The organism is Streptomyces sp. NPDC042336, from assembly GCF_055581985.1.
In genome coordinates this window covers 265881-287758 of sequence record NZ_JBVJEA010000001.1, presented here as the reverse complement: position 1 = coordinate 287758, position 21878 = coordinate 265881, and the positions used below count along the sequence as shown (strand labels likewise).

28 protein-coding genes are annotated in these 21878 nt (G+C 70.9%); 25 read left to right on the top strand and 3 right to left on the bottom strand.

The annotated features are described in order from the left end of the window. Nucleotides 1-32 precede the first annotated feature (32 nt). From ACZ6IM_RS01370 to ACZ6IM_RS01260, 23 genes are all read left to right on the top strand, one after another. Entirely contained in the window at nucleotides 33-740 is a 708-nt protein-coding gene (locus ACZ6IM_RS01370; RefSeq protein WP_469553693.1) for a hypothetical protein, read from the top strand. Continuing rightward, complete coding sequence (locus ACZ6IM_RS01365; protein WP_360554102.1) at nucleotides 737-925, top strand: ribosomal-processing cysteine protease Prp; 189 nt, start codon at nucleotides 737-739, stop codon at nucleotides 923-925. The genes ACZ6IM_RS01370 and ACZ6IM_RS01365 overlap by 4 nt, the downstream gene beginning before the upstream one ends. 2 nt (nucleotides 926-927) lie before the next feature. Continuing rightward, complete coding sequence (locus ACZ6IM_RS01360) at nucleotides 928-2238, top strand: hypothetical protein (protein WP_469553691.1); 1311 nt, start codon at nucleotides 928-930, stop codon at nucleotides 2236-2238. A 63-nt stretch (nucleotides 2239-2301) separates the two neighbouring features. Continuing rightward, on the top strand, nucleotides 2302-2748 hold the full coding sequence (locus ACZ6IM_RS01355) for a hypothetical protein (RefSeq protein ID WP_469553689.1): 447 nt from the start codon (nucleotides 2302-2304) through the stop codon (nucleotides 2746-2748). A 15-nt stretch (nucleotides 2749-2763) separates the two neighbouring features. After that, nucleotides 2764-3393, top strand: a complete 630-nt coding sequence (locus ACZ6IM_RS01350; RefSeq protein WP_469553687.1) for a hypothetical protein — start codon at nucleotides 2764-2766, stop codon at nucleotides 3391-3393. Continuing rightward, a complete protein-coding gene (locus ACZ6IM_RS01345; RefSeq protein WP_469553685.1) occupies nucleotides 3390-3731 on the top strand; it encodes a hypothetical protein in 342 nt (113 codons plus the stop codon). The genes ACZ6IM_RS01350 and ACZ6IM_RS01345 overlap by 4 nt, the downstream gene beginning before the upstream one ends. Continuing rightward, on the top strand, nucleotides 3731-4141 hold the full coding sequence (locus ACZ6IM_RS01340; RefSeq protein ID WP_469553683.1) for a hypothetical protein: 411 nt from the start codon (nucleotides 3731-3733) through the stop codon (nucleotides 4139-4141). The genes ACZ6IM_RS01345 and ACZ6IM_RS01340 overlap by 1 nt, the downstream gene beginning before the upstream one ends. Continuing rightward, entirely contained in the window at nucleotides 4141-4398 is a 258-nt protein-coding gene (locus ACZ6IM_RS01335) for a hypothetical protein (protein ID WP_469553681.1), read from the top strand. Before ACZ6IM_RS01340 ends, ACZ6IM_RS01335 begins: the two co-directional genes overlap by 1 nt. After that, nucleotides 4395-4820 (top strand): hypothetical protein, encoded by a 426-nt coding sequence (locus ACZ6IM_RS01330; RefSeq protein WP_469553679.1) that lies wholly within the window; start codon nucleotides 4395-4397, stop codon nucleotides 4818-4820. Before ACZ6IM_RS01335 ends, ACZ6IM_RS01330 begins: the two co-directional genes overlap by 4 nt. Nucleotides 4821-4896: 76 nt before the next feature. After that, the gene (locus ACZ6IM_RS01325) at nucleotides 4897-5463 is read left to right on the top strand and encodes a phage tail tube protein (RefSeq protein ID WP_469553677.1); all 567 of its coding nucleotides are present in this window, start codon (nucleotides 4897-4899) and stop codon (nucleotides 5461-5463) included. Between the two features lie 90 nt (nucleotides 5464-5553). Continuing rightward, nucleotides 5554-5898 (top strand): hypothetical protein, encoded by a 345-nt coding sequence (locus tag ACZ6IM_RS01320; RefSeq protein WP_469553675.1) that lies wholly within the window; start codon nucleotides 5554-5556, stop codon nucleotides 5896-5898. A gap of 29 nt (nucleotides 5899-5927) precedes the next feature. Next, nucleotides 5928-6314 (top strand): hypothetical protein, encoded by a 387-nt coding sequence (locus tag ACZ6IM_RS01315; RefSeq protein ID WP_469553673.1) that lies wholly within the window; start codon nucleotides 5928-5930, stop codon nucleotides 6312-6314. Nucleotides 6315-6327: 13 nt separating this feature from the next. Next, complete coding sequence (locus ACZ6IM_RS01310; RefSeq protein WP_469553671.1) at nucleotides 6328-11142, top strand: hypothetical protein; 4815 nt, start codon at nucleotides 6328-6330, stop codon at nucleotides 11140-11142. Beyond that, entirely contained in the window at nucleotides 11143-12144 is a 1002-nt protein-coding gene (locus ACZ6IM_RS01305) for a phage tail family protein (protein WP_469553669.1), read from the top strand. Nucleotides 12145-12154: 10 nt separating this feature from the next. Then, nucleotides 12155-13312 carry a siphovirus ReqiPepy6 Gp37-like family protein gene (locus ACZ6IM_RS01300; protein ID WP_469553667.1) on the top strand — a complete coding sequence of 386 codons (1158 nt, stop codon included), beginning with the start codon at nucleotides 12155-12157 and terminating at the stop codon, nucleotides 13310-13312. A gap of 5 nt (nucleotides 13313-13317) precedes the next feature. Further along, nucleotides 13318-14253, top strand: coding sequence for a hypothetical protein (locus tag ACZ6IM_RS01295; RefSeq protein WP_469553665.1), 936 nt, complete (start codon nucleotides 13318-13320; stop codon nucleotides 14251-14253). A 1-nt stretch (nucleotide 14254) separates the two neighbouring features. Next, nucleotides 14255-16036, top strand: a complete 1782-nt coding sequence (locus ACZ6IM_RS01290; RefSeq protein WP_469553663.1) for a hypothetical protein — start codon at nucleotides 14255-14257, stop codon at nucleotides 16034-16036. Beyond that, the gene (locus tag ACZ6IM_RS01285; RefSeq protein ID WP_469553662.1) at nucleotides 16036-16659 is read left to right on the top strand and encodes a hypothetical protein; all 624 of its coding nucleotides are present in this window, start codon (nucleotides 16036-16038) and stop codon (nucleotides 16657-16659) included. Before ACZ6IM_RS01290 ends, ACZ6IM_RS01285 begins: the two co-directional genes overlap by 1 nt. Nucleotides 16660-16730: 71 nt before the next feature. Beyond that, nucleotides 16731-16988, top strand: coding sequence for a hypothetical protein (locus ACZ6IM_RS01280; RefSeq protein ID WP_469553660.1), 258 nt, complete (start codon nucleotides 16731-16733; stop codon nucleotides 16986-16988). Then, nucleotides 16988-18004, top strand: coding sequence for an N-acetylmuramoyl-L-alanine amidase (locus tag ACZ6IM_RS01275; protein ID WP_469553658.1), 1017 nt, complete (start codon nucleotides 16988-16990; stop codon nucleotides 18002-18004). The genes ACZ6IM_RS01280 and ACZ6IM_RS01275 overlap by 1 nt, the downstream gene beginning before the upstream one ends. A 7-nt stretch (nucleotides 18005-18011) precedes the next feature. Next, nucleotides 18012-18392: a hypothetical protein gene (locus tag ACZ6IM_RS01270; RefSeq protein ID WP_469553656.1), complete on the top strand. Its 381-nt coding sequence runs from the start codon at nucleotides 18012-18014 to the stop codon at nucleotides 18390-18392. 11 nt (nucleotides 18393-18403) lie between these two features. Then, on the top strand, nucleotides 18404-18754 hold the full coding sequence (locus tag ACZ6IM_RS01265) for a hypothetical protein (protein ID WP_355161770.1): 351 nt from the start codon (nucleotides 18404-18406) through the stop codon (nucleotides 18752-18754). After that, nucleotides 18751-19434 carry a collagen-like protein gene (locus ACZ6IM_RS01260; protein WP_469553654.1) on the top strand — a complete coding sequence of 228 codons (684 nt, stop codon included), beginning with the start codon at nucleotides 18751-18753 and terminating at the stop codon, nucleotides 19432-19434. The genes ACZ6IM_RS01265 and ACZ6IM_RS01260 overlap by 4 nt, the downstream gene beginning before the upstream one ends. A 49-nt stretch (nucleotides 19435-19483) precedes the next feature. Here the strand turns inward: ACZ6IM_RS01260 and ACZ6IM_RS01255 are convergent, their stop codons facing one another. From ACZ6IM_RS01255 to ACZ6IM_RS01245, 3 genes are read right to left on the bottom strand one after another with little or no spacing between them, the layout of a single operon-like run. Further along, nucleotides 19484-20338, bottom strand: coding sequence for a Scr1 family TA system antitoxin-like transcriptional regulator (locus ACZ6IM_RS01255; RefSeq protein WP_469553652.1), 855 nt, complete (start codon nucleotides 20336-20338; stop codon nucleotides 19484-19486). A gap of 25 nt (nucleotides 20339-20363) precedes the next feature. Continuing rightward, a complete protein-coding gene (locus ACZ6IM_RS01250) occupies nucleotides 20364-20894 on the bottom strand; it encodes a DUF6879 family protein (protein WP_469553650.1) in 531 nt (176 codons plus the stop codon). Further along, nucleotides 20863-21126, bottom strand: coding sequence for a hypothetical protein (locus tag ACZ6IM_RS01245; protein ID WP_469553648.1), 264 nt, complete (start codon nucleotides 21124-21126; stop codon nucleotides 20863-20865). Before ACZ6IM_RS01245 ends, ACZ6IM_RS01250 begins: the two co-directional genes overlap by 32 nt. A 223-nt stretch (nucleotides 21127-21349) precedes the next feature. On the opposite strand from ACZ6IM_RS01245, the gene ACZ6IM_RS01240 reads away from it, so the two are divergent. Further along, nucleotides 21350-21553, top strand: a complete 204-nt coding sequence (locus ACZ6IM_RS01240; protein WP_469553646.1) for a hypothetical protein — start codon at nucleotides 21350-21352, stop codon at nucleotides 21551-21553. Then, nucleotides 21553-21729, top strand: a complete 177-nt coding sequence (locus ACZ6IM_RS01235; protein WP_469553644.1) for a hypothetical protein — start codon at nucleotides 21553-21555, stop codon at nucleotides 21727-21729. Before ACZ6IM_RS01240 ends, ACZ6IM_RS01235 begins: the two co-directional genes overlap by 1 nt. Nucleotides 21730-21878 lie beyond the last annotated feature (149 nt).

The window sequence follows — 21878 nt, the reverse complement described above, 5'->3', positions numbered from 1 at the left end:
CGTCTCCGATCCCGCAACGGGAGAACCCCACCATGCAGAACACCCGTAGGAGCTGGCTGCCCGCCGCGCAAGGCGACTGGTTCCGGCTGACCCGTCACGACGACCCCGAGCCGACGCCGCCGGCCGACCCGCCCGCGGACCCTCCGGCCGACCCGGCCCAGCCGCCTGCCGATCCGCCGGCGGACCCGGACCCTGCCGACCCGGAGGGCGCCGACCAGCTCGGCGACGCCGGGAAGAAGGCCCTCGACGCCATGAAGGCCGAGCGGGCCGAGGCCAAGAGGACGGCGGCCGCGGAGAAGAAGCGGGCCGACGCCCTGGCGGCCAAGGTCGCCGAGTTCGAGGACCGCGACAAGTCCGAACTGGAGAAGGCCCAGGACGCCGCGACCAAGGCGGCAGCCCGGGCCGAGGCCGCCACGAAGCGGGCCGTCACCGCGGAGGTCCGCGCCGCGGCCTCCGACTTCGCCGACGCCGACGACGCGATCGCGTTCCTGGACGTGGCGTCGTACGCCGACGACTCCGGCGACATCGACACCGAGCAGATCCGCACGGACCTCGCCTCGCTGCTCGAGCGCAAGCCCCACCTTCGCCGCCAGCCGGCGGAGCCGGAGAAGCCCAAGGGTCCCCGGCCGGACCCCGGCCAGGGTGCCCGCCCGTCCGTTCCGCCGGCCGACTTCCGCACCGCCTCGAAGGACGACTACGAGGCGGCCATGGCCAAGCTCGGCGTCACCACCCGCCGTTGATCCGTATCACGGCTCGGCTCTCCGACGGCGTCACGCGCCTCGAAGTCGAGGGCCACGAGGGCCACCTCGAGGGCGGGCGGGTCTGCGCGGCAGTCAGTGCCATCACTCAAACCGCGCTGCTCGGCCTCGAGCAGGTCGCGCGTATGCATCCGGACCTCGTGTCCATCGACATCCAAGAGGAGTAGCCATGTCGCTTGCGACGCTCCCCACGCGCGGGGCCTGGTTCAACCTGGCCCGGCACGACATCCGTTCCACCCTCCCGGCGGCGATCCGGGAGATCATGCAGAACGGTCTCCTGTACAGGGCCTTCGAGGAGGCCCTGCTGCCGGAGTTCCTGTTCCCGGCGATCGCCAGCCCCCGGCCGTGGTCGCAGAACATCGGTGACACCGGCACGTTCACGCGGACCGGCCTGCTCACCCCGACCACTACCCCGCTGGGCGGGTCGGACCCGTCGCCGCAGACGTACAGCGTCGAGCAGTACTCGGTCACGATGGACCAGTACGGCATCACCATGGACACCAACATGCTGCAGTCCCGCATGTCGCTGGCGTCCAAGTTCATCGAGGACGCGCAGAAGCTCGCGATCTCCGCCGGGCAGTCCCTCAACCGGCTGGCCCGGGACAAGCTGTACGCGGCGTACTCCGGCGGCCGCACCTGGGTGACCACGGCCGGCTCCTCGGACACCAGCGTCGTCGTGTCGTCCGTGAAGGGCTTCGAGTACGTCCTCGTCAACGGCAAGCCCACCCCGGTCTCCGGAGCGAACCCGCTGACGGTGTCCATCGACGGCACCCCGAACACGGTGACGGGTGTGAACGCCGGCACCAAGACGCTGACGCTGGGCACGGCCCGTGCTGACGCGGTGGGTGAGGCGATCGTCGCGGCGAACGCGCCGTTCACCGTGCGGCCGTCGAACACCCTCGACACGCCGTACGACATCGGCACCAGCAACGTGGCCACCTTCAAGATGTTCCGGGCCGCCGTCGCGCGGCTGCGGAAGATGAACGTCCCGACGATGAACGGCTACTACACCGCGCACATCGACCCGGACACCGAGACCCAGCTCTTCGACGACGCCGACTTCAAGCAGGCCCTGCAGGGACGCGTCGACTCCCCGATCTACGAGGGCCTGTCCATCGGCCGGTTCGGCGGCATCGACTGGGTCCGCAACAACGAGCTGCCCACCGTCACCGGCGGATCCAGCGGCGACGTGACCGTCCACCGGCCGATCGTCTTCGGCGGCGAGGCACTCCTGTCCGCGCCGTTCGACGGGATGGGCAACCTCCTCGCCGAGTCCGACGTCTCCGACGTCCCGTCGATCCAGATGATCGGCCCGGCCAACGGCGTCCAGGTCGCCTACATCGTCCGGCCGCCGCAGGACCGCCTGCAGCAGGTCCTCGCCCACACCTGGTCCTGGGTCGGCGACTTCGGTGTCCCCTCCGACGCGACCACCGGCGACGCCGCCCTCTTCAAGCGGGCCGTCGTCCTCGAGCACGCCTGATCACGCGAGGGCCCACCCCGAACCGGGTGGGCCCGCGGCCCACCCCCAGAGAGGAGCCGGACGATGCGCGTGGTCGTACGGGAGGCCTTCCGGGCCTACATCAACATGCAGCCCGAGGACTTCACCGCCGGGCAGAAGATCAAGGGCGACACCGCCGTCCGCCTGCTGCGCTCCGGCGCAGCCGTCGACCCCGACGACGACGCCGCCCACGACCTCGCCGCGCAGCTGCGCGGCTACGAGGACGACGTCCAGGAGCAGGACGACGGAGAGCAGCAGGAGCCCGATCCGCCGCACCAGCCGCCGGCCCCCGGCGGCGACCCGGACGGCGGCCCGGCACACCCCGACCCGTCCACCCCGCCGGCGCCGCCCCTCGACGCTCCGGTCAAGGACCTCCTGGCCTGGGTCGGCGAAGACCCGGACCGCGCCCGCGAGGTCCTCGAAGCCGAAGAGGCCAAGGACAGCCCGCGGTCGACGCTGGTCAAGCAGCTCCAGAAGATCGCGGACGCGTAGCGGAGGGAGCGCACCATGGCTCTCCCCCTGCTCGCCTCCGTCGAAGAGCTGCAGGACTACCTGCAGCAGACCGTGCCGCTGGCGCCGGGCCCGGCGCAGCTGGCACTCCGTCTCGCGTCCGCGGCGATCCGCCGGTTCTCCCGGCAGACGATCAGCTTCGTCTCCGGGGAGACCATCACCACGATGGGCGGGGAGCGGGTACTGAAGCTGCCGCAGCGGCCCGTCGTGGTCGACGCAGACAACCCGCTCACCGTCGTCGAGCTCGTCGACGCCAGCGGGCTGGAGATCCCGGCCATCGAGGAGCGGGACTTCCTGCGGTACGGGTCCGAGCTTCACCGCGGCCAGGCCTGGCCCACCTCCCGGCTCATGGGCTTTCCTCGCCGCCATCCGGCAGGGATCTGGGCCGACCGGGTCAAGGTCACCTACTCGCACGGCTACGAGGAGATCCCGGACGAGATCGTAGGGATCGCGCTGGACCTCGCGGCCGCCTCCATGTCCAACCCGAGGCGGCTGCGGTCGGAGGCCTCCGGCGCCGTGTCGGTCACGTACACGGTGGAGACCTTCGGTACCGGCTCCCTCACCTCCGACCACCGCGCGATCCTGCGGGACTTCAAGCGGTCGACGCTGTCGGTGAGGCTGTCGTGAGCGTCCTGTACGAGCAGTCCGCCGTCGTCGTCCGTCCGGCCGTCACGACGGACCGGTACGGCAACAAGAAGTACGACTACGGGCCCGACGCGACCCGGACCCCGGTAGGTCAGCTGAACATCCAGCCGTCCGGCGGCAGCAAGGAGGACACGGAGGATCGGCAGGTCACCGTGACCGGCTGGCTGCTGATCTCCGCGCCGGGAACCCTGCCCGACCTCCGGGACACCGACCGGGTGGAGTTCGACGGTCTGGTCTGCGAGGTCACCGGCAAGGTCGGCCGCTGGCCCGTCCCCTCCGGGATCCGGCACATCGAGGCCCAGCTGAAGGAGGTCGACTGATGCCTGCAGCTTTCCGGTACGTGCCGAATCCGAGGATGTTCGCCGAGCTGGCCCGGGCCCCGGAGATGCGCGACCTCCTCCTGGACAAGGCCCAGCAAGGCGCCAACTTCGCCCGCGGCTTCGCCCCTACGTACTCCGGCCCGACATGGAAGCCGGGTGTCAGCAGGCACGGGGAGTACAAGGACTCGATCTACAGCGGCGTCCACCTGAATCCGAACGGCTGGCGTGCCGAGTACGGGGCGAACGCCGCGTGGGCGCTGCAGGTGGAGTTCGGTACGGGCGCCGATATGACCCGGCGGCGCGATGCCCAGGGCCGGTACCGGTCCGTGCGGGGCCGGCCTCAGGGCGGCTACAGCCCGAAGGCCAGGCCGCTCGGCCGCTCACTCGACTCCCTAAGGGGGACTGCCTGATGCACACGATCCGACTCGCCCACTGGCACGGCGGCAATCCGCCGGGCAGCGTGGTCGACGTCTCCGCCGAGGACCTGGCGCTGCTGAAGCGTGACGGCCGTGTCGCCGAGGTCCTGCCCGACAAGCCGGCGCCCGAGCCGGAGGCCGTGGCAGAGCATGCGGCCGCCCCGGCCGAGGAGCCGACGCCCGAGCCCGCGGCCGCCGAAGCGGAGGCTGAGGCTGAGGCGCCGGCGAAGAGCAGCCGCCGACGGCGATGACACAGCCGGTCGTCGTCTTCCCGGACGCCGAGCTCGTCGCCGTCATCATCCTGAGGGCCGCCCTCGACGCGGCCACCACGGTCGGTACCGAGTGGCCCGACGACCTCCTGCAGGCGGTCAAGGGTGGCGTCGTGTCCGTCACCCGCGGCGGCGGCGCCGTCGTACAGCGCTACGTCCTCGAGGACGTGACCCTCGACATCGACGTCCTCGCCGTCGACAAGGGCCAGGCGCACGACCTGGCGCAGCTGGTCCGTGCCCGCATGCAGGCGGCGCAGGGCACCACGGTCGACGGCGCGCAGATCTACGGCGTCGCCGATGTGTCGCTGATCTGGCTGCCGTACGAGCCGGATGCCGAGACCGCCCCGATCCCCCGGTACGTGCTTGTGATGCAGATGCGTCTGCGCGGCCGGCCAGCCACCTAATCCGCAGCCCTGCCCCACCCACCCCTTGCCCGTCGGTCGTCGGCCGCACGGGTCTCTCGCATGCCTGGAGGCATCCGTGGCGAATGACGCCGACAACGTAAGGGCCGCGCTCGACGGCTCCATCTACCTGGCCCCCAAGGGGACCACCGCACCCGCCGACCTGACCACGCCATGGGGCGCGGCCTGGGTCGACCTGGGCTTCATGTCCGACGACGGGGTCAGCATGGAGTACTCGACGGACGTCGAGGACATCAACGCCTGGCAGAGCCTGTCCCCGGTGCGGCGCATCCTGACCAGCGTCAACATGACGCTCGGGTTCACCGCGATCGAGCTGAAGGCCAGCACGATCACGGCGTACTTCCCGGACTCCACGATCACCGAGGTGTCCGAGGGAACCGTGTACCGGCTCGACATCCCGGCGGCGCCCGGCCCCGCCGAGTGGGCGATCGGCCTGGAGTGGCGCGACGGCGACATCACCAACCGCCTCGTGATCCCGCGCGGCGAGATCACCGACCGCGGCGCCATCTCGCTGGGCCGGTCCGCGGCGGTCGGCCTCGAGATGACCGTCTCCGCGTACGCCTCGTCGGCGCCGGAGATCGCGACCTGGCTGAGCAACGACCCCGCCTGGGCCCTCGCCGCCTGATCCCTTCCCTGACTCCCCGGCAGGCGTGCGATGCGGGTCGCGCCTGCCGGGGGCACAACCCGCACCCACCCGCAGGACCAGGAGCAGCACGTGAGCACCAGCAGCAAGGCCAAGAACGCGAAGGGGTCCGAGGTCGTCTCCCTCGACTCCCTCGCCCAGCAGAAGCGCGACGCGCTCCCCGAGGCGTGCACCTTCGAACTGCGCGGCGTCACCTTCACCCTGCAGCCGTTCAACTCCCTGCCGATGAACCTGCAGGAGCGGATGCACGGCCCGGAGGACTACCTCTCCATCCTGAGGGCCGCCCTCAGCGACGAGAAGGTCCAGGAGATGATCGACGCCGGGTACACCCTCGTCGAACTCGAAGTCGTCGCCAACGAGTGGATGAAGCGCTCCGGTGTGGAGCCGGGGGAATCCGCGGCCTCCTCCGCTTCCTAGCGGAGCACGGGGAGGCCGTCGAGTGGGACATGGCCCGGTACTGGCCGGGCCGGTCCCTGCTGGAGCTCTGGCGCGGCACCCTCAGCTGGCGCGAGCTCCGCGTCTTCCTGGACCACCTGCCGTGGGACTCCGCGACCTCGAGGGCCGTACGGAGGACGACGGCCGAAGAGGACTACTGGACGCCGGACCGGCAGCTGGACGCCGCGCTCATCGACGCCGTCCGCGAGCTCACGTACGTCACGGTCAAGCTCCACGGCGACCCGAAGAAGACCCGCAGGCTGCGGCCGCCTGAGCCAATCCCCCGGCCGGGCGTCGAGAAGCGCCGGCGCAGCAAGGTGATCCGTTTCGGTGGCCGCCACGGCAGCGGCGCCGAGCAACTGGCACAGGTCTTCGGAGGCCGCGCCACAACCCCCTGATCGGAGGTGGGTGGTGGCGGGTCCCGGTGGTGTCCTCGTCGGACGCGGCTACGTGGCCATCCGGCCGGAGTTCCAGGGCGACTGGAACCGGTCGGTCAACTCCCGTGCCAGCAGCGCGGGCAAGGCTGGCGCGGGTGCCTTCTCCAAGGCGTTCGGCGTCGGCCTCAAGGGCATCGGCGCGCTCGCCGGTGTCGCCGTCGCCGCGAACCTGAACGCCGCGGCGGCCGGCGCGGCGCTGCTGGCCCCGGCCCTCACCACGGCCGGGGCCGCGGCCGGCGCCCTCAAGCTCGGCCTGTCCGGGGTCGGCGACGCCTTCAAGGCCGGGTTCGCCGACACCTCCGCGCAGGCGTCCTCTGCCGCCTCGTCCACCCGCGCGGTGGAGGCGGCGCAGCGCGGGCTGGCCAACGCCCAGCGGTCGCTGGCAGATGCCCGCGTGCAGGCGGCGGAGCGAATCCAGGACGCGCTGCGGCAGGTGGAAGACGCCGAGCGGAACCTCACCCGCACGGTCGCCGACGCGGCGCGGCAGCAGGAGGACGCGAAGCGGAAGGTCACCGACGCGGTCCGAGAGCTGGCCGAGTCGCAGGAGGACGCGCGGAAGGTCCAGGCAGATCTGACCGAGGCGCGTAAGGACGCGGCGCGGGAGATCGAGGACCTCAACAACAAGCTCGCCAACTCCCGCCTGGAAGAGCGCGAGGCCGTCATCGCGATGGCCGACGCCGAGAAGGCTCTCCGTGCGGCGCAGGCCAAGCCGGGCAACCGGCCCGAGGACATCGCCAAGCTGCAGCTCGCCTACGACCAGGCAGCGCAGGCCGTCGAGAACCAGCGCCTGGAGACGAAGCAGCTCGGCGAGGACGCGGCAAAGGCCAACAAGGCGGGCGTCGAGGGATCCGACAAGGTCCAGAAGGCGCAGGAGCGGATCGCCGACGCGCAGCGCGAGGTGGAGGACCGGACCCGGGCCCTGGCCCAGGCCCGCGAGGAACAGCGCCGTACGGAGGTCGACGCGGCGCAGGACATCGCGGACGCGCAGCGGGCGCTCGGCGAGGCGCAGCGTGGGGTGGACGAGGCGCGCCGTGATGGTGCGCAGCAGATCGCGGATGCGCAGCGGGCGGTGGCGGACGCCGCGGCGGCGGTCGCGGATGCGCAGCAGGCGGCGGCCGGTCAGGCCTCCGCCTTCGACCAGGCGATGGCGAAGCTTGCGCCGAACGCGCAGAGCTTTGTGCGGGCGGTGCAGGGGCTGGCTCCTGCCTGGCGGGACATGAAACTCGCCGTCCAGAACCGCCTGTTCGAGGGCCTGGACCAGACGGTGACCACGCTCGGCCGGGCCACGATCCCAGTGCTGAAGCGCGGCCTCGTCGACATCGCCGGCGTGTGGAACCAGATGGCGAAGAACGCCGCTGGCGCCATCACGGAGATGGCCAAGACCGGGCTGCTCGACCAGATCCTGGCCGGGGCCAGGGACAACCTGGCCGCTTTCGCCAAGGCCCCGGGGCAGATCGTCACCGCGCTGGGCCAGCTGTCGGTGGCGGCGCAGCCGGCGTTCAACGCGCTGTCGCAGCAGATGGCCGGCGCCCTCACCAGCTTCTCGGACGGGATCGCGAAGAGCTTCGCGTCGGGCGGCCTCGAGCAGGCGATATCCAGCGCGTTCGAGATCATCTCTCAGTTCGGCACTCTCCTCGGTAACGTGCTGGGGACGGTGAGCCAGATCTTCAAGGCCGCCTCGGATGCGGGCGGTGAGATCGTCGGCGCGCTCGGCGCCGTGTTCGGCGAGCTCCGCAAGGTCCTCGCCACCGACGAGATGCAGGCCCAGCTCCGGAGCCTGTTCACGTCGGTCTCGCAGATTGTCTCCGCGATCGTCCCGGTCATCGGGGCGGTCGTGCAGGCCGCCGTGCCCCTGCTCGATGCGATCGCCGCACCGGTCGCCCAGCTCGCCCAGGTCCTCGGCCCTGTCCTGATCCAGGTCACCCAGGCGCTGGGCGCCGCGCTGCTGCCGGTGATCCAGTCGCTCGGCCCGGTCCTCGTCACGGTCGGTGCGGCGATCGTGCAGCTGGTCCAGGCGGTGACGCCGCTGCTGCAGCCGATCGCTGACCTGATCGCCGGAGTGATCAGCGCCCTGGCGCCGGCGCTCACGCCGATCGTCACTGTGATCACGGACCTGGTCAACGTGCTGATCGGGCCGCTGACCCAGGTTGTGACGGCCCTGACGCCGGTCCTGCAGGTGATCGGGCAGGCGGTCACTCAGGTCTTCCAGGCGCTGGAGCCGATGCTGGCCCCGCTGGTCCAGCTGATCGGGCAGGTCGCCGAGCTCCTCGCCGGTGTCCTGACCACGGCGGTGTCCCAGCTGATGCCGGTGCTGGAGCCGCTCATCGACACGGGCATGCAGCTCGTCGAGGCAGTCTTCGCCGCGCTGCAGCCGCTGCTGCCCGTGATCCGGGATGCCCTCGAGACGCTCGGCGGGGCGCTGCTGCAGATGCTGCCGGCGTTCGTCGGGATCGCCGAGGCCGCGGGCTCTCTGGTGGAGGGGCTGACGCCGCTCATCCCGGTCGGCGTGCAGCTGGTCACCGAGGTCCTCAACGCGCTGGTCCCCGTCCTGCCCGTGCTGGCGGATGCTTTCGTCGGGATCACGGAAGCGGTCGTCGCCCTGGTGCAGCCGATCGCCGAGCTGGTCGGGTCGCTGGCTGCGCAGCTCGCCCCGATCATCGCCGACATCGCCCCGCTCCTCGGCGAGCTCGTCGGGATGTTCGTGGGGCTGCTCGCTGAGGCGTTGCCGCCGCTCACCGATGCGCTGCTCATCCTCGTGCAGGCGGTCGTCCCGATCATTCCGCTGTTCGGTCAGCTCGTCGGGATGGTCCTGGAGATGGGCGCCGGCGTCATCATGCAGCTGCTGCCCGCGATCCTCGACCTGGTCCAGGCCGGCATCGACCTCACGATCGCGCTGCTGCCGCTGGTGCCGCCGCTCGTGCAGCTTGTCGGCCTGGTCGTCGAGCTCGCGGTCAAGGTCCTGTCGTGGCTGCTGCCGCCGCTGCTGCAGTTCGCGGGGTTCCTGATCGGAGCTCTGGCCGGGGCGCTGTCTACGGTGATCGGCTGGGTGGCCGGACTCGTCTCCGGGATCGCCGGCCTCATCACCTGGGTCACCACCAAGCTGGGCCCGGCCTTCAGGAACCTGAAGGACAAGGTCATCATCCCGGTCTGGAACGGGATTAAGCAGGCCATCTCCACAGCCTGGACCCAGATCAAGAGCTGGGTCTTGTACCCCGTCCGCGACTTCTTCACGAAGACCATCCCCGGCTGGGCGGGCCAGCTGAAGAGCAAGGTCACCGGTGCCTGGAACGGCCTGCGTGACGGGGCGAACACTGCGTGGAAGAACTTGAAGTCGTGGGTCGTCTGGCCGATCAGGGACTTCTTCACCAAGACCATCCCCGGCTGGGGAACCCAGCTGAAGGATAAGCTGGTCGATGCCTTCGAGGCCGCCCGCGATGGGATCAAGACGGCGTGGGACAAGCTGAAGGAGATCGCGAAGGCGCCGATCAGCTTCGTGATCAACACCGTGTACAACCGCGGGGTCGTCGGCGTCTGGAACAAGATCGCGAAGGCGTTCGGGGCGCCGGAACTGAAGGAGTTCCACCCCAAGGGCTTCGCTCGCGGTGGCGTGTACGACGTGCTGCCCGGCTACACCCCGGGCCGTGACCCGCACAAGTTCTACTCGCCGTCCGGCATGGCCCTCGAGATGAGCGGCGGAGAGTCCATCTTCCGGCCCGAGTTCACGCGCGCCGTGGGCTCCGGCTTCGTGTCGACCATGAACTACCTGGCCAAGTCGGGCGGGGCCGCGAAGGTACGGGAGGCCCTGGCGCCCGTCCTCGGCGGCAACCCCCGTACGCCGACGGACCGGTCCCTGCGCTACGCCTCCGGCGGCACCTTCCGCTTCGCGGACGGTGGCGTCTTCGGCTGGATCAAGGACACCGCGAAAGCCGCGGTCGGCGCGGGCAGCAAGGCCTGGAACCTCGTCAAATCGGGTGCCTCCTGGCTGGGTGACACGCTCGAGCGGTCCGCGCGGGCGGGCGTCAAGCACGTGGTCGACCCCCTGCTGCGGAGCTTCCCCGGCATGGACACCAAGTTCGGGCAGGCCATACGCCGCATCCCGACGAAGATCGTGGACGCGCTATTCGGCTACAGCAAGGAGGCCGACGACAAGGGCGCCGGCGGTATCGGCGGGCCGCGTATCCAGGCCGGCCTGAAGTGGGCGGAGACACAGGACGGCCTGCCCTACCAGTGGGGCGGCAACGGCAACCCGTCGTGGGACTGCTCGGGTCTGGTGAGCGCGATCGAGTCGGTGATCCGCGGCCAGAAGCCACACCGCCGCTGGGCGACGGGCAGCTTCCACGGGAAGACCGCCCCGCCCGGGTGGGTCCTGCACGGTGCCAGCCCCTACCGCATCGGCATCACCAACGCGGGCGTCGGCCACACAGCCGGCACGATCGCCGGCGTCAACGTGGAGTCACGCGGCGGCGACGGCGTGGTCATCGGCAAGGGCGCCCGCGGCTACCGCGACCGGCTGTTCACCGACTGGTACGGCTTCCAGCCCGGCAAGTACGACGACGGCGGCTGGCTCCCCCCGGGCGGCCTCGGCTTCAACGGGCTCACCACGCCGGAGGCCGTGTTCACCCCGGGGCAGCTGCGCTCCCTCGAGGGCGCGGCCGCCGTCGGCGTCGCCGCCGCACAGGGCGCCGGGTCCATCACCATCAACGCCCGCACAGCCGACTTCACGGTGGCCGACCTCGAGCGCGTGCAGCGGGTCCAGGAGGCCCGGGCCAGGGTGGGGAGGCCACGCTAGATGCCGATCATCACGACCCCCGTCGTCACCCCGCCGGAGACTGGACCGCCGGGCGGGACTCCGGTCCCGCTCCCGGAGATCGGCTACGCGACCGCCCAGTACACCGACCCCACCGGGAAGGTGTGGCCGCTCACCGACTGGGACGCCGGCTGGTTCACCTTGGCTGAGGGGGTGTCCGGGCTCGGTGCCGTGAAGTACGAGCTCACCAAGGACGCCCAGCCCCGCGGCGGTACCAGAGTCCGGCACGCCCAGGCGCAGGACCGGACGATCGTCTGGCCCCTATTCGTGCAGGGTGGCGACCACCTCGAGCTGGTGGAGCGGTGGCGGGCGCTGGCGACGGCGTTCACCCGCACCCTGCGGGAGGACGAGGGGCCGGGCATCCTCGAGATCGCCCGGCCGGACGGCACCCGCCGGCAGATCCAAGTGGTCTACGTCGACGGGTTCGAGGGAGAGAACAAGCAGGGCTGGGGGCGGGACGCCGACGCGTCGGTGCTGCAGCTGCTGTGCGAGGACCCGTACTGGATCGACCCCGTCCCCGTCACCGTCCACCGCGAGACCGGCGAGCCCGCCGACTTCCAGGACCCGTACCCCACGGTGTCCTCGTCGCAGGTCCTCGGCGACACCACCATCACCAACCCCAGCGACACGGTGGTGTGGCCGACCTGGGTAGTCACCGGCCCCGCCAGCGAGATCACCTTCACCGTCACCCGCCAGCTGCGCACCGGGCAGACGGTGACCGAGGCCTTCACCCTGGACCCGACGGCGGTCGGGCACGGGAATCTGTTGGCCGGTGAGCAGGTCGTGATCCGCACCCAGCCGCCGCAGGTCCGCTACCAGGACGGCTCCCTCGACGGTGCCCAGTGGATCGGTGCGCTCGACTGGCCGACGGCCGCGCTCTGGGGCCTGGCCCCCGGCGACAACCAGGTGTCGTTCGTGCTCACCGGCAGCGGCCCCGGCTCGGCGGTCGACCTGACGTTCAACCCCCGCTACGAGACCGCATAGGGGGTGGGCGTTGGCCATCACCCTCCTCATCACCGACAAGAACCTGGCGGTCCAGGGCGACCCACTCACCGGCTGGACTGGCCTCGACGTCACGCGGAAGTTCAACGAACCCGCCGCCGGGTCGGTCGTGTTGCCGGCCTACCCGGAGGTCATGGCGCAGCTGCAGCCCGGCAACAGGCTCGTGGTCATCCGGGACGGGTCCATCTGGACGGCCGGGCCGATGGAGCGGCCCACTGATTACGAGTGGTCCGTCGACGGGGAACCCGGCGTCGGACGGGTGACGGTCAACTTCTCCGACGACCTGGCCACGATCGCCGGGCACATCGCCTGGCCCGAGCCCGCGCTGACCTGGGCGGGCCAGCACGGGGACACATGGCGGTCGTTCGACACGATCAACTCCGAGACGGTCATCAGAACGCTGGTCAACGAGAACGCCGGGCCCGGCGCACAGGTCGAGCGTCGCATCCCGAACCTCGTCCTGACGGCGGCCGCAGGCGTGGGCACGACGACGTCGGTGCGCACGCGGTTCGAGCCGATCCTGGACCCATGCCGCCTCGCGGCGACCACCGGCGGGGGGATCGGGTTCCGCACCCAGCAGGTCGGCAGCCAGATCCAGTTCAGCTGCTACGCCCCCGCCGACCTCACTGCGGTAGCGCGGTTCTCCACTGGGCTCGGCAACCTGCGGGGGATCGCGTACTCGCAGTCCGCGCCCGAGGCCACGCACGCCCTGGTCGCCGGACGCGAGACCGAGGGCAGCAGCATCCGCACCTTCGTCCAGGTCGCCGACACCGCGGCGGCCGCCGCCTGGTGGCGGGTGGAGAAGTACGTCGACGGCGGCGCCGACGACGACAGCAAGGGCGAGCTCACCGCGTCGGGCACCAGCGAGATCGCCGACGGCGCGGCCCCGGTCTCCCTCGCCACCGTCACCGTCGACACCCCAGACCTGCGGGCCGGCGTCGACTACGACCTCGGCGACCGGGTCGCCGTCGCCCTGCCGCACGGCCTGCAGGTGACCGACGTCGTCCGCGCCATCACCCTCCACGCGAGCCCGGACGAGGGCGAAGAGGTCGCCTCGGTCATCGGCTCGCAGGACGCCACCACCGACCCGCACGTCGTGCGGCTGATCCGCACGCTCGGCCGCCGGCTGGGCCGACTGGAAACGAGGTAGAGCCTGTGGCCCAGAACAGCTGGCCCAGCCCGGACTACAACGCGCGGGCCGTCACGGACTCCGAGTACGAGCAGATGGCCGCACGCTTCTCCGACGACGGCATCGACGGCCGGCCCTCCGACCCGGCCGTCGTCACCGCCGGGGCCGGGCTGTCCGTCAACGTCCGCGCCGGCGTGTACGGCAACGTCCGAGGGAGGGCCTGGTACTCGGGGTCCACCACGGTCAACCTGCCCGTCGGGGCGAACGCGTCCGGCGCCACCCGCATCGACCGGGTCGTGCTGCGCCTGGACCGCGCCACCTGGACCGTCCGCGCGGCCGTTAAGGCGGGCACTCCCGGTGCTGGTGCGCCGGCCCTTTCGCAGACGCTCGGCGAGACCGGCGTGTACGAGGTGCCGGTCTCGCGGGTCACGGTGCTGGCCGGGGCCGCGGCTGTCAGCGTGACGCGTGAGGAGCTGTTCATCGGGACGCGGATCCGGCCGTGCACCGCCTCCACCCGCAACCCCATGCCGACGGTCGGGGAGTTCGGGGTGGAGACCGACACGGGCCGGGTCATCATGTGGGACGGCTCCGGATGGCGGGTCATCTACTACGACAGCGGTGAGTTCGTCCTGCAGGTCCTGGCCACCCCGGGCTGGTCCGTGCAGGGCGAGTCGGTCATCGAGATCCGTAACGGCATCGCGCTCGCCAGGTTCGGCGCCTTCAGGAGGAACAGCGTCTTGCTGGCGGGGACGGAGAGCCGTCTGCCCCTGGTCATCCCGTCGGCGTGCCAGCCTCACAGCCGCTGGCAGTACCCCACGGTGTACATCTCCGGTGCGGACGCAGGACGTCTCACGATCTACAACCGGGGTGACCCCAAGGGCGGGCAGATCGCTGTGACGGAGCACCCGACGATGGACCCGGGAGAGTTCATCGTCTCCACCACGACCTCCTGGGCGGTGTGACATGGCGCGCTTCCTGTTCGGTGCGGGCATGGCCGACTACGTGGTGCAGCCGGTCGATGGCTTGTGGGGTGTCGCACCCGGGGCAGCGATCACGCTCTGGGATGCGGCCGACGGCGGCGTCCAGTACACCGACCTCCTCGACGCGACCGGCACCCCCGTCACGGAGATCACCGCAGACTCCAATGGGTTCGTCCCGGAGTTCTCCGGGCCGGACGCGGTGACGGGGATGTGGGCGGCTGTCGGGGAGTCGACGCGGGTGTGGATCGAGGCCCGCGGTACGGGGTCCGGCGGCGGTGGTGGGGGCGGCGGTTACACGTCGATCTCCCGGATCGTCGCGTCGGCGACGGCGCCGGCCGACGTGCGGGCGGCAGCGACGTACGTGTGTGACGGCATCGCCGACCAGGTCCAGATCCAGCAGGCTCTCGACGACGCACGCGACGCTGGCGGCGGCGAGATCCAGCTGACCGTCGGCGACTACAACCTCACCGCCCCGCTGTCCGTGGAGGGCACGGATGATGTCGACGTGGAGATCGGGATCATCGTCCGTGGCCAGGGCGCTCGCGCCACACAGCTGGTGGCCGGGGCTGGGGTCGCCGCGGCGATCCACCTGACCAAGGTCGTCCGTGTCCAGTTCGAGAGCTTCGGGATCACGGTGGACGGGGCGACGGACGGCATCACCTCGTCCACCACGAACGGCCCGGCGTCCGGACACCGCAGCTTCTGGAACAGCAGCTTCAAGAACCTGCAGATCACCGGACCGTGGGACGGTTCGCACACCGGCTGGGCCATCAACATGGGCAGCCCGTTCCGCAGCGTGTTCGAGAACATCGAGATCGGCGGAGTCGGCAACGGCATCCGGTTCTACAGCGAGCACGCCGACTTCAACCCAGGCGACTCGACGATCGAGCGGGTCTTCGTCGAGCTCGTCGGCGACAACGGCATCGCCTACAAGATCGAGTCCACCACCGCCGACGGCGTGATGAACCAGATCAAGTTCGACATGGTCGAGGCCATCGCCAACGGCACCGGCTGCACCGGCATCGAACTGGGTGGCGGTGTCGGCCCCGTCCACCACACGCACTGGGAAGACGTCAATCTCGAGCAGTTCGACAAGCTCGTCAACGTCCAGCGCGGCGGCGGCAACTCCTTCAACCTCAGCTACGTCGAGCTGCGCACCGGCATCGCGGCACTGACCGCATTCACCTTCGGCGCGAACACCTACAACAACGCGATTCTCAGCTGCGGACTCCTGTTCGCCAGCGTCAACACGGTCCTGTTCGCCGACGGCAACACCTCGCTTCCGTCCCAGCCCAACAGCATCGAGCGGACCCGGATCTACGCGGACGGCACCGCCGTCGTCAGCGGCACGGCCAACCCGGCAGGGACGACGATCCGCCGGGGCATCGTCGGCTCCGGCACAGGCACGATCTCCGTGCTGCACCCGCCGGGCATCGACGCCCCGTCCCAGGTGATCACCCTCACCGACGGGGCGACCATCGCCACCGACGCCAGCCGCGGCCGCCACTTCAAGGTCACCATCGCCGGGAACCGAACCCTCAGCGCGCCGACGAACCCGGTCGACGGCCAGCGGGTGATGTGGGAGGTCGTCGCCTCCGGTGCCGCCCGCACCCTCACCCTCGCCGGCGGGGCGGGCGGGTTCGTGTTCGGGTCGGACATCACCGCCCTGTCCGCCACCGTGTCCGCGAAGACCGACTTCATCGGCGCCGTCTACAGCGCGGCCGCCAACGCCTGGCGGGTCATCGCCTACACCAAGGGGTACTGATGCCGGCCCTCGCGACGCTGGTCGACGACTTCGACGACAACGTGGTGGACGGCGAGCGCTGGCCCGGGAACTACGGCGTGTACTCCGAGACGGGTGGCCGGGCCCGGGTGCAGTGCGACGCCGATTACGGGGCGTACGTCTCGGCTGCCGCGTACACGCTGGCCGGGTCCTCGGCGTACGTGCGGATCTACCCGCCCGTCCTCGGCGGTGCCACCACCACGGCGTACGCGCAGATGTCCCTGCTCCACTCCGTGGAGGGCACGGAGATCGGCGCAAAGATCGACAGGTTCACCGGCAAGTTGCGGTGCCAGTCGAACGTGGACTACTACGACGGGGCCGCGGTGGAGGTCACCTACGACCCGGTCGCTCACGCCTACGTGAGGATCAGCGAGGCGGGCGGGACCCTCACCTGGTCGACGAGCCCGGACGGGTCGACGTGGACGACCAGGAGGACGCTGGCCACCCCGGCCTGGGTGACCGCGTCGACGACCGTCGAGCTGCGGCTGGAGACCCACCGCAACAACGGCACGACGGACTTCGCCGAGTTCGACAACCTCAACACCGTGCCCGTCACCCCGCCCGCCGGCAACGCGAAGAGGGCCGCGTTCTTCGCCCTGTTCTGACCCCCGCCCACCGCATCACCCGCACGCCCCGCGCCACCAGGCCGGGGCTTACCTCATGTCTGGAGACACCCATGTCCAGCAGCCAGAAGCCCAGCGTCGGCCGGATCGTCCACGTACCGATGCCGCCGGCGGCCAACAACGGGAGCGACACGGCGGCCGCCGTCATCACCCGTGTATTCGACGAGGAGACGAGCAACGTCCGGATCTTCGCGGACTCCACCGCCAGCCCACAGGAGTGGCGCACCTCCCTCACGTACGTCGACGAGCTCGGCTACGACCCGGAGGACACGACCAGCCTGTACCGCTGGACCTGGCCGGCGCGGGTCTGATGGCCACCCCGATGGGCGCCGGCAGCTTCCTGCAGGCGCTGCGTCACGAGGGCCTGGTCGTCGTCGAGGTCGGCGACTGGCGCGACCACAACCGCAACCACAAGGGCCCCTGGGGTCCGGTCAACGGGGTGATGATCCACCACACCGTGACTCGGGGCTCCACCCACACGGTGGAGCTCTGTCGCAAGGGCCACGCCGACCTGCCGGGGCCGTTGTGCCACGGGGTCATCACCAAGGACGGCAAGGTCCACCTGGTCGGGTACGGCCGCGCCAACCACGCCGGCCTCGGCGACGGCGACGTCTTCCAGGCGGTGGTCGCCGAGCACGCGCTGCCGCCGGACAACGAGGCGAACACCGACGGCAACCGGCACTTCTACGGCTTCGAGTGCGAGAACCTCGGCGACGGCGAAGACCCCTGGCCGGAGGTCCAGCTCGAGGCGATCGAGCGGGCAGCCGCCGCGGTGTGCCGGCACCACGGCTGGGACGAGCGCTCGGTGATCGGCCACCTCGAGTGGCAGCCCGGGAAGGTCGACCCGCGCGGCTTCACGATGGCGTCGATGCGCGCCCGGGTGCAGACCCGCCTTACCCACCCCGCCGGCTGGAGCGCCGACGCACCCGAGCAGGAGGAAGAGATGCCGCACCCCATCGGCTGGTACGACACGAAGGACCGGCAGCTGCAGCCGGGCAAGTGGACGACGCTGTCCGTCGAGAAGACCGACCTCCTGACCGGGGCGGTCCGCTACGACGCGATGGCCCAGGTGCAGGCGGACCTTCCGCCGGGCGCCACGCTGCAGGGCCGGTTCCTCCACGTCCGGCCGGACGGCTCCCGCTGGACCGGCCCGATCTGCGAGCGGCCCGCCACCGACGGCGCCACCTTCGCGGACTTCCACAACAAGGGCAGCATCGTCGCCAACGAGAAGCTGCGCCTCGAGGTCATCTACTACCCGGCCAAGGCCGGGGACAAGAAGCCGATCACGATCACGACCGCGTACGTGCGCGGCCTCTACTGGAAGTAGGCCACCGATGAAGATCTTCGGTAGGGAACCCGTCTACGTACTGGCGTTCATCTCGATCGTCCTCAAGCTGTCCTCGGCGTACGGGCTGGACGTCACCGACGAGCAGCAGGGCGCCGTCATGGCGGTGCTCTCGCTCATCGTCGCTGTCGTCACGGCGTTCGTCCTGAAGACCGGCGCGGCCGCGGCCTCGATCGTCAACTTGGCGCAGGGTGTCCTCGCCCTGTTCCTGGCGTTCGGTCTGCACCTGGACGCGCAGCTGCAGGCGCTGTGGATGCTGGCCGTCGAGGGCGCCGTCGCCCTGGTCCTGCGCAAGGAGGTGACCGCACCGGTCCCTCAGCTGCAGGTGGAGAAGTCCAGTCCGGTGAAGGCCGGCCCGGCAGGTAGCTGAGCGGAGGACCGATGGCCGACGAGCCGTCCAACGGCGAACTGGGGCGGCAGATCGGCGCGCTGCAGGCGCTGCTCGAGGCCCGCCTCGGGGAGCTACATTCGCGACTCGACAAGGTCGTGTCCTTGGACGTGTACACGATCCAGAACACGTACTTCGAGCAGCGCCTGGCCCAGCTGCAGGCAGATGTGCAGCAGGTGCGATCGGATCGGGACTCCCTCGAGGACGCGTTCGAGCAGTACCAGCTGGCGGAGCGGGACCGACGCGAGGCCGAGCGGCAGCGGCGCCTGTACCAAGCGGTGATCCCGGTACTGATGGCGCTGCTGTCGGCGGCGATCGCGGTGTGGGCGGTGGTGGCAGGGTGAGCACCAGGACGAAGAGGCGCCGACGGTGGCCGGTGCCGCGGGCCGAGTGGCTGATCGCCGTCACCGGCCTGCTGTCCGCCGCGTTCCTGGCGTGGCTGGCCGTGCAGGTCGTGGCTCTCACGCACGACTTGCGGTCGGCGCAGGGCGAGCGGGACGCGCTGGCCCGGCAGGTGGAGGACCTCGGCGGTACGCCGGTGGCGGGACCGCGCGGTGACAAGGGGGAGCCGGGCACGTCGGTGACCGGGCCGCCCGGGCCACGTGGGGAGTCCGGGCCGTCCGGCCCGCCGGGCCGGTCGGGTACGCCGGGCAAGGCCGGCGCCGACGGAGACGACGGGCAGGACGGGGCGGCCGGTGAGACGGGGGCGGCTGGCGTGGACGGCGAGTCGGGCGCCGAGGGTTCGCCGGGCCCGGCAGGTGTGGCTGGTCCCGCGGGGCCTGCTGGTCCGGCGGGTCCGCAGGGTGAGCCCGGCCCGGCCGGTCCGGAAGGCGCCGCCGGGGAGCGGGGCCCGGCCGGGCCGTCGTGCCCGACGGGGTACAGCCTGCAGGCGCCGGAGTGGGACGAGGACGCCCTCGTCTGCATGCGCGACGGTGCACCAGGCGACGAGGACCAGGAGCCGAGCTCGCCACCGGCGAGCCCGCTCGCCGGGGCCCTGGACCCGTCCCGCCGGCAGTACCCGTGAACGCTTCGGCCCCTCCCGCTTCGGCGGGAGGGGCCGCTTCGTCATGTGGTCAGTGCAGGGCTTCGATCGCGCGGAGGACCAGGGCGCGGGCGTCGGCTCCGTACACGGCCATGCCGCGCAGCTCCTCGAACGCGCGGGCGTACAGGCTGATCTCGGTGGGCTGAGTGATCCGCACGCGGGCGGAGACCAGCTCGACGGAGACGAGCCGGTCGTCGTACATGTGGAAGGTCTCGCGCGGCCACTGCCTCCGCTCGGTGGTGGCCATGGGGATGATGCCGAGGGAGACCTGCGGCAGGGCGCCGGCGGTGAGGAGGTGACCGAGCTGGGCGGCCATCGCGTCCGAGTCGCACACCTGGTATCGGAGCGCTGCTTCCTCGACGGCGAAGACGAAGGTGCGCCCTGGCTGGTGGATGATCTGCGAGCGGTCGACCCTGGCCCGGGCGGCTGCGGCGCTGTCGTCGACGGGGACGTCCCGGAAGCGGGCGCTGATGCCGAGGATGCCGGCGGCGTAGCCCTCGGTCTGCAGGAGGCCGGGGACGAGGGATCCGGAGTAGACCCGGAAGTGCCGGGTGTCCTGGAACAGGCGGGGCTCGCGCCCCTGTAGGGCTGCGAGGCCTTCGCGTACCTGGGTGCGCCATTCGGTGTACATGGACTCGGCGTGCAGGGACTGGGCGATCAGGTCGTCGACCTGGTCCAGGGCGTCGCATGCGCGGCACCACAGGCGGATGTCCGTGGAGGTGGGCGCGGTACGGGCGTTCTCGATCCTCGAGGTCTTGGCGTGGTGCCAGCCGCACCGGTCGGCCAGCCCAGTGATGGTCAGCCCTGCGGTCCGGCGCATGTCTCGCAGTCGCTGGGCCACGACCTCGCGCGCGGCCTGCGCCGAGGACGACGGGGAGATGGGCATGGGCTGGCCTGTCCGGTGCGTGCTGTCAGGTGATCGTGTACTGGTCGTGCGGGGTGGCCCGGGCCCAGACTTCCTCGAACGCGGTGGCGCACAGCTTGGCGGCGGCCGGGTCGTCGGTGACTTCAGGGCCGAGGCTGTGGCCTTCGCCGTCGAAGTGGTTCCACCTCACCACCTGGTCGTCGAAGAGCCAGAAGTCGTTGCCCGGCAGGGCGATGTCGCTCGCCTGCCGTCGGGGCAGCCAGCGCACCAGCTCGCCCGCGGCGACGTTCGTGAAGGTCGTGTCGTACAGGTAGCGGGTGTACTCGGTGACCGGCTCGGACACGATGCGCGCCCGGCGGATGGTGACGCCGCGGGCTACCGTCTCCTGGACCAGGTCGAGCCAGGGCCGCCACCAGGAGGTGCGGTCGGCCGGGTCGTGGCGGAACCCGCCGCGCCAGTCCGCGAAGGGGCCGGCCTCGTAGTCGACCGCGTAGCTGTCGCGCATCTCCAGATGAACGGCGGTGCGGGTGGCACCGGCCAGGAGGTCAGCGAACGACGCCGGCACGTTCGAGCGCATCGCACGCCTCCCTGATCATCGTCACCATCCTGGCGGGGATCCGGACGACACCCTCGCTGTCGGGGATGCCGACGGCGTGACCGGGCACCGTGAACGCAGCGGCCTCGGCCATGGTCTCCTCGTCGGGTAGCCATCCCTGCAGCACGAGTTCCTGCCGCTTCTCGTCGATCCAGACTGTGGGGCTTTCCTCGTCCCCGGTGTTCGGGTCGATGCCGATGAACGTTAACGACATGGTCGCCTCCGACGCTCGCTGTGTGCAGGACTGTGCGCAACGGTCACCCGCCTGGATCGCCGGGTCAAGAGCGCCATCAGGCCATCGGCCCCGGATGCGTGAATCCGTGCACAGAACTGCACATCGCTGGCAGTGCTGCACATCACACTCCTAGCGTCGGGCCAAGAGAAACCCCGGCGAGGCGTGGCGGCCTCCCGGGTGTGGACGACTGGATGGAGTCGACATGCCAGAGACTACGCACCCCCCGCAGGACAGCGACAGTGCACCGCGGGTCATCGGCTGGTGCGCCTGGCACAAGGACATCGCCGAGGGCGTCCGCGTCATACAGGTCGACGAGCAGGGCTCCGGATCCGGCGGCGTACGCCGAGCCTGCCCTCCGTGCATCGACACCCACAGCCTGGTCCCGTTCGCCGACCGGCCGCTCTGATGGCCACCGCGGACACCCCCACCAAGGGCGGCTACTGCTCGTGGCACAACCACATTGTCGACAACGTGCAGCGCATCCAGCTCAGCGAGGCAGGCAGCGGCGGCAAGGTGCACTACGCCTGCGTGCACTGCATCCGGATCTGGAAGCTCACCCCCTACGAGGACCAGGACCAGTGAGCCCGGTCTTGCCCGACGCGGCCTCCCTGTCCCGCGCGGTCTACTCCGGATGGGCCTGCGTCTTCTGCGGCGACTCCCTCGCGCTGCGGGGCGGCGTGTCCGCCGGCCGCGCCGAGGGACACTCCGGTGCCCACGATCTCAGCGTCGAG